General features: G+C 60.6%; 13 protein-coding genes. 3 read left to right on the top strand and 10 right to left on the bottom strand.

Translation table 11 applies throughout. The features are described from left to right. Nucleotides 1–353: 353 nt before the first annotated feature. Genes ptsP through RYC17_RS13620 form a run of 3 tightly spaced genes read left to right on the top strand, consistent with a single transcriptional unit; the run spans nt 354 to nt 5917 of the window. Nucleotides 354–3221 (top strand): phosphoenolpyruvate--protein phosphotransferase, encoded by a 2868-nt coding sequence (ptsP, locus tag RYC17_RS13630; RefSeq protein ID WP_219170948.1) that lies wholly within the window; start codon nt 354–356, stop codon nt 3219–3221. Continuing rightward, on the top strand, nt 3221–4162 hold the full coding sequence (pfkB, locus tag RYC17_RS13625) for a 1-phosphofructokinase (RefSeq protein ID WP_002552049.1): 942 nt from the start codon (nt 3221–3223) through the stop codon (nt 4160–4162). Before ptsP ends, pfkB begins: the two co-directional genes overlap by 1 nt. Nucleotides 4163–4174: 12 nt before the next feature. Beyond that, nucleotides 4175–5917 carry a PTS fructose-like transporter subunit IIB gene (locus RYC17_RS13620; RefSeq protein ID WP_219170949.1) on the top strand — a complete coding sequence of 581 codons (1743 nt, stop codon included), beginning with the start codon at nt 4175–4177 and terminating at the stop codon, nt 5915–5917. A gap of 18 nt (nt 5918–5935) precedes the next feature. Here RYC17_RS13620 and RYC17_RS13615 read toward each other — a convergent pair whose 3' ends face one another. The 10 genes from RYC17_RS13615 to RYC17_RS13570 form a co-directional block, all read right to left on the bottom strand. Further along, on the bottom strand, nt 5936–7114 hold the full coding sequence (locus RYC17_RS13615; protein WP_219170950.1) for an acetyl-CoA C-acetyltransferase: 1179 nt from the start codon (nt 7112–7114) through the stop codon (nt 5936–5938). Nucleotides 7115–7210: 96 nt separating this feature from the next. Then, a complete protein-coding gene (locus RYC17_RS13610) occupies nt 7211–8080 on the bottom strand; it encodes an oxygenase MpaB family protein (protein WP_219170951.1) in 870 nt (289 codons plus the stop codon). Nucleotides 8081–8321: 241 nt separating this feature from the next. Further along, nucleotides 8322–9986 carry a glucose-6-phosphate isomerase gene (gene pgi / locus RYC17_RS13605; protein WP_122259837.1) on the bottom strand — a complete coding sequence of 555 codons (1665 nt, stop codon included), beginning with the start codon at nt 9984–9986 and terminating at the stop codon, nt 8322–8324. A gap of 253 nt (nt 9987–10239) precedes the next feature. Then, the gene (gene panC / locus RYC17_RS13600; RefSeq protein ID WP_004658627.1) at nt 10240–11091 is read right to left on the bottom strand and encodes a pantoate--beta-alanine ligase; all 852 of its coding nucleotides are present in this window, start codon (nt 11089–11091) and stop codon (nt 10240–10242) included. Next, nucleotides 11088–11888, bottom strand: coding sequence for a 3-methyl-2-oxobutanoate hydroxymethyltransferase (gene panB / locus RYC17_RS13595; RefSeq protein ID WP_122259838.1), 801 nt, complete (start codon nt 11886–11888; stop codon nt 11088–11090). Before panB ends, panC begins: the two co-directional genes overlap by 4 nt. A 227-nt stretch (nt 11889–12115) precedes the next feature. Further along, complete coding sequence (gene folK / locus RYC17_RS13590) at nt 12116–12622, bottom strand: 2-amino-4-hydroxy-6-hydroxymethyldihydropteridine diphosphokinase (protein WP_122259839.1); 507 nt, start codon at nt 12620–12622, stop codon at nt 12116–12118. Then, nucleotides 12615–14018 carry a polynucleotide adenylyltransferase PcnB gene (locus RYC17_RS13585; protein ID WP_122259840.1) on the bottom strand — a complete coding sequence of 468 codons (1404 nt, stop codon included), beginning with the start codon at nt 14016–14018 and terminating at the stop codon, nt 12615–12617. The genes folK and RYC17_RS13585 overlap by 8 nt, the downstream gene beginning before the upstream one ends. 700 nt (nt 14019–14718) lie before the next feature. Then, nucleotides 14719–16152 carry a sigma-54-dependent transcriptional regulator gene (locus RYC17_RS13580; RefSeq protein WP_004663726.1) on the bottom strand — a complete coding sequence of 478 codons (1434 nt, stop codon included), beginning with the start codon at nt 16150–16152 and terminating at the stop codon, nt 14719–14721. Nucleotides 16153–16174: 22 nt separating this feature from the next. Then, a complete protein-coding gene (locus RYC17_RS13575) occupies nt 16175–19129 on the bottom strand; it encodes a sensor histidine kinase (protein ID WP_122259841.1) in 2955 nt (984 codons plus the stop codon). Then, the gene (locus tag RYC17_RS13570) at nt 19113–19289 is read right to left on the bottom strand and encodes a hypothetical protein (protein WP_002552060.1); all 177 of its coding nucleotides are present in this window, start codon (nt 19287–19289) and stop codon (nt 19113–19115) included. Before RYC17_RS13570 ends, RYC17_RS13575 begins: the two co-directional genes overlap by 17 nt. Nucleotides 19290–19345: the final 56 nt, after the last annotated feature.

Here is a 19345-nt window from a genome sequence, read left to right as displayed (position 1 = left end):
CCCGAAATTTCCTTTAGTCAGGTAAGTGGCTCTGGACAGTCGAATTATTTTTGCTATGACGATGATCTTTACACCAGACCGTAGGAAATTCCCATGTGCTTCAAGTATTTTGGGAAGTGTCCCACAGTGATCAGACCGACTGGGCTTCAATGAATCCTCAGAATCGAGTAACGTGCCGGGCAATTGTAGATTAAACGATTCAGCACGCCTGTTGTCTGCTGCAATCGAGATGAAAGTGATGTCCGATACGATGTCCGGACAAGCATCACTTGCATCCCCCAAGCTGTCGATCACGTGATCGTCATTAAAACAAGAATCAGGTGGCGCCTTGGCGCTGCACAGGAGTCAAGGCAATGCTCGAACTCACTCTGGAGCAAATATCCATGGCCCGGTCGGCTGTGGATAAAACTGCCGCACTTAAGCTGATTGCCGACCACCTGGTCGCTGATGGCCTGGTTGCCGAGGGCTACCTCACCGGGCTGATGAGCCGTGAGCAGCAGGGCTCGACCTTTCTCGGTCAGGGCATCGCCATCCCGCACGGTACACCCGAAACCCGCGATCTGGTGGTTACCACCGGTGTGCGTCTGATGCAGTTCCCCGAAGGGGTGGACTGGGGCGACGGGCAAATGGTCTATCTGGCGATTGGTATTGCGGCCAAGTCCGATGAGCACTTGCGTCTGCTGCAACTGCTGACCCGCGCATTGGGTGAAGAGGATCTGGGCCAGGCGCTGCGTGAAGCCAGGACGCCGGAAGACCTGCTCAAACTGCTGCAGGGCGCACCTCAGGAACTGGCGCTCGACGCACAGATGATCAGCCTTGGCGTATCGGCCGACGATTTTGAAGAGCTGGTCTGGCGCGGCGCACGCCTGCTGCGCAAAGCCGATTGCGTGAGTAACGGTTTCGCTGCCGTGCTGCAGCAGGTTGAAGCGTTATCGCTGGGTGATGGCCTGTGGTGGCTGCACAGCGAGCAAACGGTCAAACGCCCGGGTCTGGCGTTCGTCACGCCGGACAAACCTATCCGCTATCTGGGCCAGCCGCTGACCGGTCTGTTCTGTCTCGCCAGTCTGGGTGAGGCGCATCAGGCGCTGCTGGAGCGCCTGTGCCTGTTGCTGATCGAAGGCCGTGGCCATGAGTTGGGCCACGCCACCAACAGTCGCGTTGTGCTGGAAGCTCTGGGCGGCGAAGTGCCTGCCGAGTGGCCGACCCAACGCGTCCAGCTGGCCAACGCCCACGGCCTGCACGCCCGTCCGGCGAAGATACTGGCGCAACTGGCCAAGGAGTTTGACGGCGAGATCCGCATGCGCGTGCTGGAAAGCGGCGAATCCGCGGTGTCGGCCAAGAGCCTGAGCAAGCTGCTCAGCCTCGGTGCACGCCGTGGTCAGACGCTGGAGTTCATTGCCGAACCGACGATTGCCAACGACGCGTTGCCTGCCCTGATCGCCGCGGTAGAGCAGGGCCTGGGTGAAGAAGTCGAACCGTTGCCCGTTGCTTCAGAGGCTCAGGCTGCGCCAGCGCCTGCTGCTGTAGCCAAGCCGCTCAACGCCCCGGCTGCCGGCAGCGTGTTGCAGGCCGTGCCTGCTTCGCCGGGCATTGCTATCGGCCCGGCCCACGTTCAGGTGCTGCAAAGCTTTGATTATCCGCAGCAGGGTGAGTCTGTGGCTGCCGAACGCGAGCGTCTGCACAAGGCGATCGGTGAAGTCCGCAGCGACATCGAAAACCTCATTCAGCGCAGCAAGTCCAAGGCCATCCGGGAAATCTTCATCACCCACCAGGAGATGCTCGAAGACCCGGAACTGACCAACGAAGTCGAGGCGCGCCTCAACAACGACGAAAGCGCGGCTGCGGCCTGGGCCACGGTCATCGAGACCGCTGCCGTTCAGCAGGAACAACTGCAGGACGCACTGCTGGCCGAGCGTGCCGCCGACCTGCGTGATGTGGGGCGTCGCGTGCTGGCGCAGATCTGTGGCGTCGAAACCGTTGCGGCCCCGGACGAACCTTACATTCTGGTGATGGACGAAGTCGGCCCATCCGACGTAGCCCGTCTGGACCCGGCGCAGGTCGCTGGCATCCTCACCGCCCGTGGCGGCGCGACCGCGCACAGTGCCATCGTGGCGCGTGCGTTGGGCATTCCCGCACTGGTCGGTGCCGGTGACGAAGTGCTGCTGCTCAAGCCCGGCACCGTGCTGCTGCTCGACAGCCAGCGCGGGCGGCTGACCGTCGCACCCGATGAAGCAACCCTGCAGCGCGCCGCTCAGGACCGTGATGCCCGCGAAGAGCGTCTCAAGGCCGCAGCGGCAGCGCGTATGGAGCCTGCTGTGACGCGTGACGGGCATGCCGTCGAAGTGTTCGCCAATATCGGTGACAGCACCGGGACGCCAGCGGCTGTGGAGCAGGGCGCGGAAGGCGTTGGCCTGCTGCGCACCGAGCTGCTGTTCATGGCGCACTCCCAGGCCCCCGATGAAGCGACGCAGGAAGCTGAATACCGTCGCGTGCTGACTGATCTGTGCGGCCGTCCGCTGGTGGTGCGTACGCTGGACGTGGGTGGCGACAAACCTTTGCCTTACTGGCCGATCGCCAAAGAGGAAAACCCGTTCCTTGGCGTACGCGGTATCCGTCTGACCCTGCAACGTCCGGATGTTATGGAAAGCCAGCTGCGCGCCCTGTTACGCGCGGCAGACAGCGGCCCGTTGCGCATCATGTTCCCGATGATCGGCACGCTTGAGGAGTGGCGTCAGGCGCGGGAAATGACTGAGCGGTTGCGCGAGGAAATTCCGGTCAGCGACCTGCAACTGGGGATCATGATCGAAGTGCCATCGGCGGCGCTGATCGCCCCTGTGCTGGCGAAGGAAGTGGACTTCTTCAGCATCGGCACCAATGACCTGACGCAATACACCATGGCCATCGACCGTGGTCACCCGACGCTGTCGGCCCAGGCTGACGGCCTGCACCCATCGGTGCTGCAACTGATCGACATGACCGTGCGCGCTGCGCATGCCAACGGTAAATGGGTGGGCGTATGCGGCGAACTGGCCGCCGACCCGCTGGCGGTGCCGATTCTGGTCGGGCTGGGCGTGGATGAATTGAGTGTATCGGCGCGCAGCATTGGCGAGGTCAAGGCGTGCGTGCGTGAACTGACCCTGAGCAGCGCGCGCCAACTGGCGCAAAATGCGCTGACGGCGGGCAGCGCTGCCGAAGTCCGCGCGCTTGTGGAGGCTGTGTAATGGCTAAGATTCTTACCCTGACCATGAACCCGGCGCTGGACCTGACTGTGCAGTTGGGCCAGTTGGAGCTGGGCCAGGTCAACCGCAGCAATGCAATGCTCACTCACGCAGCGGGCAAAGGCCTGAATGTGGCGCAGGTGCTGGCAGACCTGGGCCACGACCTGACCGTTGCCGGTTTTCTCGGTGTCGACAACCAGCAAGCGTTCGAGGCGTTGTTCGAACGTCGCAACTTTGTTGACGAGTTCGTCCGCGTGCCGGGAGAAACCCGCAGCAATATCAAGCTGGCCGAAGGCAGTGGCCGCATCACCGACCTGAACGGCCCTGGCCCGCAGGTCAGTGAAGAGGCACAGCAAGCGCTGTTCGCCCGTGTGCAACAGATTGCATCAGGTTTCGACGTTGTGGTCGTTGCTGGCAGCCTGCCGCGTGGTGTCACGCCGGAGTGGCTGCACAAACTATTGGTGATGCTCAAGGACCTTGGTCTGAAAGTAGCGCTGGACAGCAGCGGCCTGGCCCTGCGCGCCGGTCTTACCGCTGGGCCGTGGCTGATCAAGCCCAACACCGAAGAGCTGGCCGATGCGCTCGACGCACCGATCATTTCCATCGCCGCGCAAGCCGAAGTGGCTGCTCGCCTGCACACGCAGGGCATCGAGCATGTGGTGATCTCTCAAGGCTCTGAAGGCGTGCACTGGTTCAGTCCGAGTGTGGCGCTGCACTCGCTGCCGCCCAAGGTCACGGTGGCCAGCACGGTAGGTGCTGGTGATTCGCTTCTGGCCGGCATGGTGCACGGGCTGATCAGCGCTCACGAGCCACAGAAGACCTTGCGCACTGCCACAGCGATTGCCGCCATGGCAGTGACCCAGATCGGTTTCGGTATCACCGATGCCGCGCAACTCAAACGGCTTGAAGGCGGCGTCACTGTACGCAGCCTTTCAGAACAATAAGAGAGGATCGTCATGAAGTTAGCCATAGTTACGGCCTGCCCGAACGGCAAGGTCAGCAGCGTACTCAGCGCACGATTGCTCGAAGCGGCGGCATTGCGCCAGGGCTGGGAAACCAGCGTCGAAATCATCGATCCCAACAAGTCGGACCAGCAGTTGTCCGCCCAGGACATCGAAGCCGCCGACCTTGTTCTGGTGGTCAATACCGGTCCGGTGGATTTGAGCCGCTTTGTCGGCAAACGTCTGTTTCAGGATTCGCCTGCCCATGCGTTGCAGGACGTCGACGGTTTTCTGCAACGCGCCGAGCGAGAAGCGCAGGTGCATGCGGCGTCTGAGGCGGTCACGCCTCAAGCAACCGAGGGTGCCGGTGCGCAGCCGCGCATTGTTGCGATCACAGCCTGCCCGACCGGGGTTGCGCACACGTTCATGGCTGCCGAAGCGATCCAGCAAGCGGCCAAGCGTCTGAATTACGACCTGCAAGTCGAAACCCAGGGCTCGGTCGGCGCGCGCAATCCGCTCAGCGCCAAGGCTATTGCCGAGGCCGACGTGGTGCTGCTGGCTGCGGATATCGAGGTCAATACTGATCGTTTTGCCGGCAAGAAAATCTACCGTTGCGGCACCGGGATCGCGCTCAAGCAGTCCGAAGCAACGTTGAAAAAAGCCTTGGCAGAAGGCCAGGTCGAGTCCGACGAGGCTGCTGCCAAATCACCTGCCAGGCAAGAAAAGGCAGGTGTGTACAAGCACCTGCTGACCGGTGTTTCGTTCATGCTGCCGATGGTGGTGGCAGGTGGTCTGTTGATCGCCCTGTCGTTTGTGTTCGGCATTACCGCGTTCAAAGAGCAAGGCACGCTGGCGGCGGCCTTGATGCAGATCGGCGGGGAAGCTGCGTTCAAACTCATGGTTCCATTGCTGGCCGGTTACATCGCGTATTCGATTGCTGATCGCCCGGGCCTTGCGCCTGGCATGATCGGCGGTCTGCTGGCGAGTACGCTGGGTGCCGGCTTCATTGGCGGTATCATTGCCGGTTTTCTGGCCGGTTACAGTGCTGCAGCGATCAACCGCTATGCACGCCTGCCAGCCAGCGTCGAAGCGCTCAAGCCGATTCTGATCATCCCGTTGCTGTCGAGCCTGTTCACCGGTCTGGTGATGATCTACGTGGTCGGCAAGCCGGTTGCGGGCATGCTGGAAGCCTTGACTCACTTCCTCGACAGCATGGGCACCACCAACGCCATCCTGCTGGGCGTGGTGCTCGGTGCAATGATGTGCGTCGACCTTGGTGGGCCGATCAACAAGGCGTCCTATGCGTTCTCGGTCGGTCTGCTGGCGTCCCAGAGCTATGCGCCGATGGCCACTGCCATGGCTGCCGGTATGGTGCCGCCCATCGGTATGGGCATCGCCACGATCCTGGCCCGCCGCAAGTTTGCCCAGAGCGAGCGAGAGGCAGGCAAGGCGGCGTTCGTGCTGGGGCTGTGCTTTATTTCCGAAGGTGCCATTCCATTTGCCGCCAAGGACCCGTTGCGGGTCATTCCGGCCAGTGTTGTGGGTGGCGCGCTGACCGGTGCATTGTCGATGTACTTCGGCTGCAAGCTGATGGCGCCACACGGCGGCCTGTTTGTGATGCTGATCCCCAACGCCATCAACCATGCGCTGTTGTATCTGCTGGCGATTATCGCCGGTAGCGTGCTGACCGGCGTGATCTACGCGCTGATCAAGCGTCCAGAGCCCGTGGACATGGAAGTGGCGCCCGCAGGCGCCTGATTACGATCGTAAGCGCCCTCAGCGTGCCAGCGCGAGGGCAACCCCCTGGCCACCGCCGATGCACAGCGTGGCCAGGCCCTTCTTCGCATCGCGCCTGATCATCTCGTGCAGCAGCGTCACCAGCACGCGGCAGCCTGACGCGCCAATCGGGTGGCCAAGGGCGATGGCACCACCATTGACGTTGAGCTTTTGCGGGTCCAGCCCCAGTTCCTTGCCGACCGACAACGACTGTGCGGCAAAGGCTTCGTTGGCTTCGATCAGATCCAGTTCGTCCAGCGACCAGCCAGCCTTGTCCAGGCAGCGCCGGGTTGCACTGACCGGGCCGATGCCCATGATGGCCGGGTCGACACCTGCGTTGGCGTACGCGGCGACGCGCGCCAGCACTGGCAGGCCCAACTGCTCGGCTTTGGCCGCGCTCATCAGCATCACGGCGGCGGCACCGTCGTTGAGCGAAGACGCGTTACCAGCGGTGACGGTGCCGTCCTTCTTGAACGCAGGTTTGAGTTTGCCGAGTGTTTCGGCCGTGGTGCCAGCGCGGGGCTGTTCGTCAGTGGCGAATGATAATGGCTCGCCCTTGCGCTGAGGTATCAGGATCGGGGTGATCTCATCGACAAAGCGCCCGCCTTCAATGGCCGCAATCGCTTTTTGCTGAGACAGGGCAGCGAACTGATCCTGGGCTTCACGGCTGATGTCGTACTGCTGCGCGAGGTTCTCGGCGGTGATGCCCATGTGGTAGTCATTGAATGCATCCCACAGACCATCAGTGATCATGGTGTCGACCATGCTGGTGTGGCCCATGCGCAAACCGGTACGTGCGCCCGGCAGTACGTAGTTGGACAGGCTCATGTTTTCCTGGCCGCCAGCAATGATGACCTCGGCATCACCGCAGCGAATCGCCTGGGTCGCCAGGTGCAGTGCCTTGAGACCCGAGCCGCAGACTTTGTTCAGGGTCATGGCCGGTACCGAGAAGGGCAGGCCCGCCTTGATGGCGGCCTGTCGCGCCGGGTTCTGGCCTGCGCCGGCGGTCAGCACCTGGCCCATGATGACTTCATCGACTTGCGCGCCGTCCACGCCGGTCTGCACCAGCAGTTGACGAATGACTGCAGCGCCAAGATCTACAGCAGCAATGGCAGCCAGAGAACCCTGAAAACTGCCGACGGCGGTACGGGTGGCGGCGACGATAACGACGTCCTGCATGGTGCTGATCCTCATTGTTATTGAGAGCTCATGGTGGCACAGATAGGCAGGCAGGTTCCAACCGTGAACCGCTCGGTCACGTTTTGCCGAAAACCTTTACGTAACGTCCATGCGGCGTCTGGCACGTTGCGCTGATCCGTCCCGTACGGCCCAACGCAAAATGGGCGCGGTGTTGTTGACGCCCAGGCGGATCATCCGGCGCTGCACGGGACCCTGGGTAATGTCGAGCATTTCGCTCGCCCAGTCCGGCAGCAAGTCGATACCGGCACGCATCATCAACACACCGAAAGGCTTGGCCAGCCAGTTGGGCGCAGGGGCATCGAGCAGCAGGCGCAGCACTTCGTGACTGCGTTCGTCACATACCAGTTGCCCGCGAATGTCTGCCAGATAATCAGCGATGGCCTGACGTGAGCGCGGAACATTACCTGCCCCGAGCCGTTCGGCAACCAGCGCTGTTTCAGCGTAGTAGGCGTCCTGATCGGCGAGCGACATATCCGGGTTGAGGTAGCGCAGATGGGATGCGAGAAAGCTGCTGACTTCGGCCACATGCACCCAGGTCAGCAAATCCGGATCGCTGGCGGCATACGGCCGGCCATCGGGCGCGGTGCCGACGATATTGAGGTGAATATTGCGCACCTTGTCGATCAGCCAGTTGGCATCTTGCGTGGAACCGTAGGTGGTGCCGGACAGAAACTGCCCGGTACGCCGCAGGCGGCCGAGCATGTCCTGACGAAAGTTGGAGTGGTCCCAGATACCCGCCAGTGCCAGCGGGTGCAAAGCCTGCAGCATCAAGGCGCTGATGCCGCCGACCAGCATACTGGTGAAATCGCCGTGTACCTTCCAGCACACTGCCTGAGGACCAAACAGACCAGGGTCGCCCTTGGGGTTCTCCAGATCCAGCTGGCCCAGGGCCAGGCCGGTAAGGCTGATGACTTGGGTTTCGATGCGGGTGCGGATGAATTCCATGTCGTGCTCGTGCATCGGGGGAGATAAACCCCGTTACGCACCCATGGTTAGACACAAGCCCTGAGGCCCCGAGCTTCTGCCCGCAGGGCGTGGGAGCGAACTTGTTCGCGAAGGGGCCGCTACATTCGCCAAGAATATAACGTCTGAAATACCGTATTCGCGAACAAGTTCGCTCCCACGGCCTTCGGCCAGAATCAGGAGCGAACTTGTGTGTAGCACGGAGCCTGGGGGGCGATAGCGTTTAGCCGCGGTGACGGCCGCGGAAGTAGTTGATCAGGCCTTGGGTCGATGCATCGTCAGCAGGCTCTTCGGTGCCGCCGGTCAGACGCTGGTACACGGCCTTGCCCATCTCCTTGCCCAGTTCCACGCCCCATTGGTCAAAGGCATTGGTGCCCCAGATCACGCTCTGCACGAACACCTTGTGCTCATACATCGCCACCAGTGCGCCAAGACGACGCGGGCTGATGCGTTCGACCACCAGGGTGTTGCTCGGACGGTTACCGGGGATGACCTTGTGCGGTGCCAGTTTCTGCACCTCTTCCTCGCTCATGCCCTTCTCGCGCAGTTCGGCTTCGGCTTCGGCGCGGGTCTTGCCCATCATCAGAGCCTGGCTTTGTGACAGGCAGTTCGCGTACAGCCACTGGTGATGGTCGGCAACCGGGTTGAAGCTGACGATCGGCACGATGAAGTCGGCCGGAATCATCTGTGTGCCTTGATGCAGCAACTGGTGATAAGCATGCTGACCGTTGGCACCCACGCCGCCCCAGATGACCGGGCCGGTGTCGGTGGAGGTCGGCGTACCGTCCTGACGGACGCTTTTGCCGTTGGATTCCATGTCCAGTTGTTGCAGGTGTTTGGTGATGTTACGCAGGTAGTGATCGTACGGCAGGATCGCGTGGCTTTGTGCGTTCCAGAAGTTGCCGTACCAGACGCCCAGCAGCGCCAGCAGCACCGGCATGTTCTGTTCGAAAGGGGCGCTCTGGAAGTGCTGGTCCATGGTGTAGGCACCGGACAGCAGTTCCTTGAAGTTGGACATGCCGATGGCCAGCGCGATAGGCAGGCCGATAGCCGACCACAGCGAATAGCGACCGCCGACCCAGTCCCACATCGGGAAGATGTTTTCTTCACGGATGCCAAAGGCTACGGCCGCGGCGTTGTTGCTGGAAACCGCAATGAAGTGGCGATGCAGTTCGACTTCGGAACCGCCCTGCGCCAGATACCAGGCGCGTGCAGCCTGAGCGTTTTTCAGGGTTTCCAACGTATTGAAGGACTTCGACGAGACGATGAACAGCGTGGTCTCGGCGCGAATTTTCATCGACAGTTCGTGAAACTCGCTGCCATCGATGTTCGCCAGATAATGGCAACGGACACCTTTGTGCGCGTAGGCCACCAGCGCTTCGGAGACCAGCTCCGGGCCGAGGAACGAACCGCCAATGCCGATGTTCACCACGTCGGTGATCGGCTTTTCGGTGTAACCGCGCCACAGGCCGTCATGGATGCGGCCGACCAGTTCGGTCATCTGATTGAGTACGCGGTGTACGTCCGGCATCACATCGACGCCGTTGACTTTCAACTTGTCGCCAACTGGCCGGCGCAGGGCAGTGTGCAACGCCGGGCGACCTTCGGATGAGTTGACCAGCTCGCCATCGTATTGAGCCTTGATGGCGTCCTTGAGGTTCACTTCGCCCGCCAGGCTGACCAACAGATCACGGGTTTCGGTGGTGATCAGGTTTTTGGAGTAGTCGAGAAACAGACCGGCGCTGCTGAGGGTGAATTGGCTGAAGCGCTGCGGATCAGAATTGAACGCTTCGCGCATGCTGAAATTCTGCATGGACTGGCGGTGTTTGCTCAACGCTTGCCAGGCGGGCAGAGCGGTCACATCGGGAGGATTGCGGTAGTACGCCATCGCTGCGGGTTTCCTTTAACTGGTTCTGTCTTTGGATATTCTTGGGGCGAGGTCGCAAGCTTTCTCACGGGCTATACATAGCAGACTACCCTTCGCGTACCCGTTTGTCTGCGCCTCGCCTTACATGACCCCGGTACTTTTTCGCACACAAGAAGCCGGGGCTTGCGCTCAAATGCTGTCGGTTGTGGTTCAGGCAACCTGTACCGGTATGGCATTGCCGGTGTGGCTTAGTTCATTGCCCCGGCGCATCCCGTCAGCTTCTGGTCAGGTGCAGATTGTCGATCAGGCGGGTTTTACCCAGGAATGCGGCGGCGAGGATGACCACGTCGCGATTTTCGGCAGTGGTCGGACGCAGGCTGGTGGCGTCACGTATTTCCAGATAATCGATACGAAAACCGGCTGCCTCCAGTTGCTGCTTCTTGCTCGTCAGCAGTGCGTCGAAATCCTGCTCGCCTGCGCTGATCGCGTCGGCGGTCTGGCGGATGGCCTGATACAGCGCGGGTGCCGCAGCGCGCTGAGCTTCATTCAGATAACCGTTACGCGAGGACAGCGCCAAACCGTCGTCGGCACGCACGGTAGGTTCTCCGATGATCTGGATCGGCATGTTCAGGTCACGGACCATGGCGCGAATCACCGCCAGCTGCTGGAAGTCTTTTTCGCCGAAAATCGCCAGGTCTGGCTGCACCATGTTGAAGAGCTTGCTGACGACTGTAGCAACGCCCTCGAAATGGCCGGGACGGCTCGCACCGCACAGGCCTTGCGACAGGTGTGGCACGCTGACCAGCGTCTGATCGGCCATGCCGTGCGGGTACATTTCCTCGACGCTTGGGGTGAACAGCAGGTTGCACCCGGCCTGCAGAAGTTTTTCCTGATCGGCCGCCAGGGTGCGAGGGTAAGTGGCCAAGTCTTCGTTGGGGCCGAACTGCAGCGGATTGACGAAAATGGTGGCGACCACGAAGTCGGCACGTTGGGCCGCCTTGGCGACCAGTGCGGCGTGGCCGCTGTGCAGGTTGCCCATGGTCGGGGTCAACGCGATCCGTTTGCCTTCGCTGCGTGCCCGCGCAACGGCGGCACGCAGTTCCTGTACGGTCTTTACTGTGTTCATGCCGAGAATCCGTGTTCAGTTGCTGGAAAGCTGACGTCTTTGACCGCGGCCACGTAGGCCTGGATAGCCGACTGGATATCGGGCTGACCGGTCATGAAGTTTTTCACGAATTTGGGTACGCGCCCGCTGATGGACAGGCCCAGCATGTCGTGCAGCACCAGTACCTGGCCGTCGGTAGCGCTGCCTGCGCCAATACCGATGACCGGAATTTTCACCGCCTGGGTGATTTCTTCGGCGAGTTCGCTCGGCACACACTCCAGCAGGATCATCGCTGCGCCCGCCTGTTCCAGCGCGATCGCGTCGGCACGCATCTGCCGTGCCTGTGCTTCCAGTCGACCCTGAACCTTGTAGCCGCCCAGTACGTTGACTGCCTGCGGCGTCAGGCCCATGTGCGCGCACACCGGAATACCGCGTTCTGCCAGCAGACGGATCGACTCGGCCAGCCATGCAGCGCCTTCGACCTTGATCATGTGCGCACCTGCCTGCATCAGCGTCGCGCTGTTGATGAGGGTCTGCTCCAGCGTGGCGTTGGCCATGAACGGCAGGTCGGCGAGAATCATCGCGCCCTGATTACCGCGTTTCACACACGCAACGTGGTACGCGGTTTCGGCGGTCGTGACGGGCAGGGTGCTGTCGTGACCTTGCAGGACCATGCCCAGCGAGTCGCCTATCAGCAGCACTTCGACACCGGCCTGGCAGGCGGTGTGGGCGAAGGTTGCGTCGTAGCAGGTCAGCATGGTGATTTTCTCACCTTTCTGTTTCATGGCCAGCAGCGACGTAACGGTTATGTTCGGCATGTAAGTCCTCCATCAGGCGCTGTGAAGACGGGTGTTCAGCGCGTGAGAGTCATCCTGGAAAAGCAGGCACACCGTCGTGTCGCGGTGTTTTGCAAAGGCCTGTTTCGCGCCCGTTCGCCTGTGGTGCGGCGGCGGGAGGCCTATCTTCGTGAGGAGGGGGCGTGAAGTCAATTGAAGGTGTTACCTGTGCGTCGGACCGGTTACACATGTGCGGTGACAGACAGGCTTTACGCCTCGGCGGGCAGGCGTTCAAGGCCGGTAAACGGGCAGTCGTCAAGTAGACGATCGAGTTCGCGTCCGTCGGCCAGCGTCAGGCCTGGGGCCAGCTCTGCCAGCGGGTACAGCACGAATGCCCGCGCCTGCATGTGGTAATGCGGCACCTTGAGGCGCGGTTCATCGATCATGCGATTGCCGAACAGCAGAATGTCGAGGTCCAGCGTGCGAGGCCCCCAGCGTTCGTGGCGTTCGCGGCCCTGATCCAGCTCGATGGCCTGTAGCGCGTCCAGCAGGGTCAGTGGCGTCAGGGTAGTGTCTAGTGCTGCGACGGCATTGGTAAAGCGCGGCTGGCCGGGCAGCAGCGAGTCGCTGACGTAGAACGATGACACGCTGGTCAGTTGACAACCGGGTAACTGCGCCATTGCTTTGAGGGCGCTGCGCAATTGCTCGGCCGGGTCAGCAAGATTACTGCCCAGGCCGATGTAAACGCGTTCAGTGGTCAACAGCGGTTCATTCACCGCTTTGCGCCTCGCCGGTGGTGCGCTTGCGTTTGGCACCGCTGTTACGGCGACGCTTGCGTGGCGCTGCGCCTGCAGCTTCGGGCTTGTTGCTCAGGTCACGAATCATGTCGCGGCGTTCGCTGTCGTTGCAGTCCTGATAATCGGTCCACCACTGGCCCAGACCATCGGTCTGCTCGCCCGCAGTTTCACGCAACAGCAGGAAATCGTAACCCGCACGGAACCTTGAGTTGTCCAGCAACAGGTCTGCACGTTTGCCCGAACGGCGCGGCAGGCGCTCCTGCATGTCCCAGATCTCGCGGATCGGCAGCGTGAAGCGCTTGGGAATCGCGATGCGCTGGCATTGCTCGATAATCAGTTCGTGAGCGGCTTCCTGCATCGCTGCAATCGGCGGCATGCCACGTTCCTGGGCGCGCAGCACCTTGGCCGGCAAGGCAGGCCAGAGCAGCGCGGCAAACAGGAACGCCGGTGTGACCGGTTTGTTCTGCTTGATGCGCAGGTCAGTATTGATCAGGGCATTGCTGATCAGTGTATGGGTGTAGGTCGGGTTGTATTCCAGCGCCTTGGAACTGGCCGGGAACAGCGGTTCGAACAGTTCCAGGTCCACCAGCATTTCAAAGGTGGGAGCGGCATGCCCGGAGAGGAACAGTTTGAGCACTTCTTCGAACAGGCGTGCCGACGGAATATCGCGCAGCATCGGTGCCAGCGAGCGAATCGGTTGCGCGCTGTGCTTTTCGATGCCGAAGTCCAGCTTGGCAGCGAAGCGCACCGCACGCAGCATGCGCACCGGGTCTTCTTTATAACGCTGCTCCGGATCGCCGATCAGGCGGATCAGACGGTTGCGAATGTCGTGTACGCCATTGGCGTAATCCAGAACACGCTCGCTGATCGGATCGTAATACAGCGCGTTGATCGTGAAGTCGCGACGCTGGGCGTCCTCTTCAAGCGTGCCGTACACGTTGTCACGCAGAATGCGCCCGCTTTCATTGCGCGAGGACTGGTTGCTGTCCTCTTCTTCGTCATCCTGTGGATGATTGGCGCGGAAGGTCGCCACTTCGATGATTTCACGACCGAAATGGATATGCACCAGCTTGAACCGGCGGCCAATGATCCGCGCATTGCGGAATTCGGCACGCACTTGTTCCGGCGTGGCGCTGGTCGCGACGTCGAAATCCTTGGGCGTGATGTTGAGCATCATGTCGCGTACACAGCCACCGACCAGATAGGCCTGGTAGCCAGCGTTCTGCAGGCGCTCGACGATATTGACGGCATAACGGCTGAACTGGCTGCGTTGCAGCGAATGCTGGCTGCTATTGAGCACTTCAGGCGTGGTACGCGTATGTTGCTGCGGTTTGCGCAGTGGGGAACGAAATGACTGGAACAACTTCTTCAGCATGGGATGCACTGTTTGAAGGAATATTCGGCCAAAAACGTGGAATGACCGCATGATGGGCGGGGATTCTAGCATTTAGTCGAGGGATGGTGTAGGAAGCTGTCGCGGAAGGGCAAACGATGGCGCGTATTAACGCTGGGGAAGCTACTGGGGGAGCCGAAGCTCCCCCAAAGTGTGTGCTCTTTATTATTGTTTTCTGTATGGGCTTCTTGTTTTTGTTGAGTGCCCATTCACGAGACCTTCGTCTGTGAAACCTCCCAATCGGGAGTCAAGAGCAAACGGATTGCTTTGGTCGCTGCGTTGCAATGATCATCCGATCCAACCAGTTCAGGCTCTACCTAAGGGTAGTTTTTGTTGTTCTCGGCCTGGTTGCGGGGCAAGCCCCAAATACAACTCCTCTCCAAAAGAATCAGTTAGCTGCGCCTCCGCCGTGTTGTTCTTGTTATGCGTGAGTCGATTCGTGTTGTTTTTATTATGGGTGTCGTACTGCTTGTTGTTTTTCTTGTACTAAGCATATAGCAGAAGCTGTGCCAACTTTTGCGAAGCCCCGTAAACCGGGCGTTTGCGGGCGAAAGGCGGTTGTTGCGGGCATAAAAAAGCCGGGTCTGCGTTACCGTAAGACCCGGCTTTTGTTACGTGAAGTGTTTGCGGTAACAGTTTCTACCCGCTCTGCGCACCGCGTGCCAGAGCCTTTTGCCGCTTTTTACGTCTCGTTGGCGACGCCCTTGCGACGCGGAATGCCCAGACGCTGACGACGTTCCCACAGACACTTGCGGCTGACGCCCAGTTTGCGCGCCAGTTCGGTTTCAGTCATGTGGTCCTGATGCTCCAGAACGAAGTGCTGGAAATAGTCCTCAAGCGACAGGTCTTCGGCCGGCTCATTGCCCGTCGAGCTGGAAGACCCCGGCAGCGGTGCCATGCCCATGTACTCGTCGTCATCCAGACCGTCGAGCTCGATGTCGATGCCCAGCAGGTCTGCGGTGATTTCCGGGTTTTCGCACAGGATCACCGAGCGCTCCACCGCATTTTCCAGTTCGCGTACGTTACCTGGCCAACTGTAATGGCGAATGGCTTGTTCGGCGTCGGGGGAAAACTTCAGGTCGTCGCGACCGACCTTGGCGCTCTGGCGTACCAGAAACGCACGGGCGATTTCCAGAATATCGCTGCCACGCTCGCGCAGGGCGGGGAGTTTCAGGGCGATGACGTGCAGGCGGTAGAACAGGTCTTCACGAAACTCGCCATTTTTGGCCAGCGTCTTGAGGTCGCGGTGGGTTGCGGCAATCAGGCGTACATCAACCTTTTGCGATTGCACCGAGCCGACACGACGAATCTCGCCTTCCTGCAAAACGCGCAGCAGGCGTGCCTGGGCTTCCAGCGGCAGCTCGCCGATTTCATCGAGAAACAGCGTGCCCCCGTCAGCAGCTTCGACCAGACCAGCACGACCTGCACTGGCTCCGGTGAATGCGCCTTTCTCGTGACCGAACAATTCAGACTCGATCAGCGATTCAGGGATGGCCGCACAGTTGACCGAGATCATCGGCGCCTTGGCACGGCGTGACAGGTTGTGCAGGGCGCGGGCGACCAGTTCTTTGCCGGTGCCCGACTCGCCCTGAACCAGAACATTGGAATCGGTCGGTGCCACTTTGCGGATCTTGCTGTAGAGATCCAGCATGGGCGGGCAAGAACCGATGATGCCGATCTCGCCATTATTATTCTGTGCCGGGCCTTTTTCAGCGCCGTTAGCCTTGGCAAGGGCGTTACGCTCGTCCTGAAGCCCCTTGACCGTCTGGCGATCACGCAGGATTCGTGAGACCGCCTGCAGCATTTCATCGTGATCGAAGGGTTTGGCGATGTAATCCACTGCCCCCATCTTCATCGAATCGACCGCTGAGCGCAGGCTGGCGTAACTGGTCATGATCAGCACAGGTTTGCCTTCGCCGAGCTTGATCAGTTCGGTACCCGGCGCGCCTGGCAGGCGCAGGTCGCTGACGATCAGATCAAAAGACGGAATGCTGAAGCGCTCCTGAGCTTCCTGAACGGAGCCGGCCTCACTGACTTCATACTGATTGCGTTCAAGCAGGCGACGCAGGGCTGAGCGGATAATCGTTTCGTCTTCGACGATCAAAATATGCGGCATTGATTCAGTTCTCTCGACGGTCTCAGTTCACGGTGGACGTCGCGTCGACATGACGTGGCAAGGTCACCCGAATACGGGTTCCACGCTGCTGCTCGGGATCGGCCGGGCTGTCGATAGTGATTTGTCCATAATGCTCTTCAACGATGGAATAGACCAGCGCGAGGCCAAGTCCGGTTCCTTCGCCAGGCTCCTTGGTAGTGAAGAACGGCTCGAACAATCGGTCCATGATTGCCTTTGAAATCCCACTGCCTTCGTCTTCGACGATCAGGTCCACCGTGTGCTCGGATACTTCGCTTCTGACCCTGACCGCACTGCCTGCCGGGGACGCATCGCGGGCATTGGAGAGCAGGTTGATCAGCACTTGTGCCAAGCGCTGCGGGTCGCCGACAGCCCAATGTTCGGGGTTGCACAGGTTATAGAAGTGTACTTCGAAATTGCGCCGGTTCAGTGCCAGCAGACCAATAGCATCCTGAGCCACCACAGCCAGACAAACAGCCTCGTCGCTATGCTGATGAGCCCCCGCGTGGGCAAAGCTCATCAATGACTGGACAATGCGCGATACACGTTTGGTCTGTTCAAGTATCTGACTGCTGATTTCTTTCAGTTCGCCGTCTTCTTCGCGCTCTTCACGCAGGTTTTGCGCAAGACAGGCAATGCCGGTGATCGGGTTGCCGATCTCATGCGCCACGCCAGCTGCCAGTCGACCAATGCTGGCCAGCCGCTCCGAGTGCACCAGCTTGTCTTCAAGCATCTGCGTGTCGGTCAGGTCCTCGACCAGCACCACCAGACCACTGTTGCCTGGGGCGAGAGGCTCGTTGATGGCTGCCTTGTGCAGGTTGAGCCAGCGGGTCTGGCCGTCCAGACCGAGTTTCTGCTTGTGCAGATGCTCATCGGGCAGGCTGGTAAAGCCGGTCAGCAGGCTTTTCCAGGGTTCGGCGATGGTTTCCAGCCGCGAACCCACCACGCGCTGGGCGACGATACCGGTCAGCTCTTCCATCGCCCTGTTCCACATCAGGATCTCCTGATCTTCGGCCAGCGAGCACACCCCCATCGGCAGTTCCTGCAGGGTCTGGCGATGGTAGCGGCGCAGGGCGTCGAGTTCGGCAGCAAGGCCGGTCAGGCGCGAGTGGTAGTCCTCAAGACGGCTTTCAATAAAATGTATGTCTTCGGTGACATATTTTTCGCTGCCCGATTTGTACGGCAGGAAGGTTTCCACCATGTCCTGGGCGACACTTGGCCCCATCAACCCGGACAGGTTGGCCTCGATCCGGTCGCGCAGGCGGCGCAGGGCATAAGGACGGCGCTCGTCGAATGGCAGGTACAGATCGCGCAGCGCCTGTTCGACTTCCTTCTGTGCGGCTTTCGCGCCCAGCGGCTTGGCCAGTTGGGTGGCGAATTCCTGGGGCGACACGGCATGCAGTTCACGGCGTTGCGGGCGGCGCACGTTATCGACCGCGCAGGCCTCGGCGGCTCCGACTTCTTCAGGGCTGGCATTGGTGAACAGGGATATCAGGGTGAACAACAACACGTTGGCCGCGAGGGACGCGATAGCTGCCATGTGCCAGCTGGTGTCGTCCAGCACGTAGATCATGTTCAGCCAGGGGATATAAAAGCCCTGCAGGTTGCCGATCAGCGGCAGCAGCATGCTGACTGCCCAGACCGCAATGCCGGCCAGCAGGCCTGCGATGAAGCCTCGCCGGTTGGCGGTCGGCCAGTAAAGCACCGACAGTACGCCCGGCAGGAATTGCAGCGTCGCAACGAAAGCGACGATGCCGAGATTAGCCAGATCCTGCTGGGCACCGAGCAGCAGGTAGAAGCCGTAACCCAGGGCAATGATCGCCACGATCAGCCCGCGTCGCGTCCACTTCAGCCAGCGGTAGATGTTGCCCTCGGCTGGCGGCTGATAAAGCGGCAGCACCAGATGGTTGAGGGCCATGCCGGACAGCGCCAGCGTAGTCACGATGATCAGCCCGCTGGCCGCCGACAGCCCGCCGATATAGGCGAGCAGGGCCAGCGACTTGCTGTTGGCCGCGATACCGATCCCGAGGGTGAAGTATTCCGGGCTGGTCGTGGCCCCGAGTTTGAGCCCGGCCCAGAGGATCAGTGGAACAGCGAGGCTGATCAACAGCAGAAACAGTGGCAGCCCCCAACTGGCGCTGACCAGCGAGCGCGGGTTGAGGTTTTCAGTGAAGGTCATGTGATACATGTGCGGCATGACAATCGCCGAGGCGAAGAACACCAGCAGCAGGGTGCGCCAGGGGCCTTCCTGCAACGGCGTGTGCAGCGAGGCGAGGGCGGTCTGGTTCTGCAACAGCCACAGTTCCAGCTGTTGCGGGCCGTCGAACACGCCATACAAGGCGTACAGCCCGACACCGCCCAGTGCAATCAGCTTGATCAGCGATTCGAAGGCGATGGCGAATACCAGCCCTTCGTGCTTCTCACGGGTTGCGATGTGTCGCGAGCCAAAGAAAATAGTGAACAGGGTGATCAGCGCGCAGAACGCCACGGCCACCCGATCCTGCACCGGTTCGCGAGTCAGAATGCCGATGGAGTCGGCCACTGCCTGAATCTGCAAGGCCAGCAACGGCAGTACGCCGATCAACATGAATACGGTGGTCAGCGCACCAGCCCAGGTGCTGCGAAAGCGGAAGGCAAACAAATCGGCCAGCGATGAAAGCTGGTAGGTGCGGGTGATTCTGAGGATCGGGTAGAGCAGCACTGGCGCAAGCAGGAATGCACCGGAAACCCCCAGGTAGCTGGACAGAAAACCGTAGCCATACTGATAGGCCAGGCCGACCGTGCCATAAAACGCCCAGGCGCTGGCGTACACGCCCAGTGACAGGGTGTAGGTCAATGGATGACGGATGATCCAGCGCGGAATAAGGCCGTGCTCGCTGACCCAGGCTACGCCGAACAGCACCAGCAGGTAGGCGGCGCTGACCATCAGCATCTGCGTCAGACTAAAGCTCATCGGCATCTCGCTGGCTTTGCAGAATGAACGTCACCACGATCAGGATCAGCCACAGCATGTAGGGGCGATACCAGGCACCGGTCGCATCGATCCACCAGTCCATGATGGCCGGAGAGAACAGATAGATGCCTACCACCAGAAGCAAAACCAACCGGTATATGTACATCTGGTCTCCCTGTGCTGGTAGATGAGGAGCGGCATGTTAACGGATGCCGGATAACC

It is taken from the genome of Pseudomonas syringae group sp. J248-6 (assembly GCF_032586995.1).
Taxonomy (GTDB): Bacteria; Pseudomonadota; Gammaproteobacteria; order Pseudomonadales; family Pseudomonadaceae; genus Aquipseudomonas; species Aquipseudomonas amygdali.
This window is presented reverse-complemented; position numbering and strand designations above follow the sequence as displayed.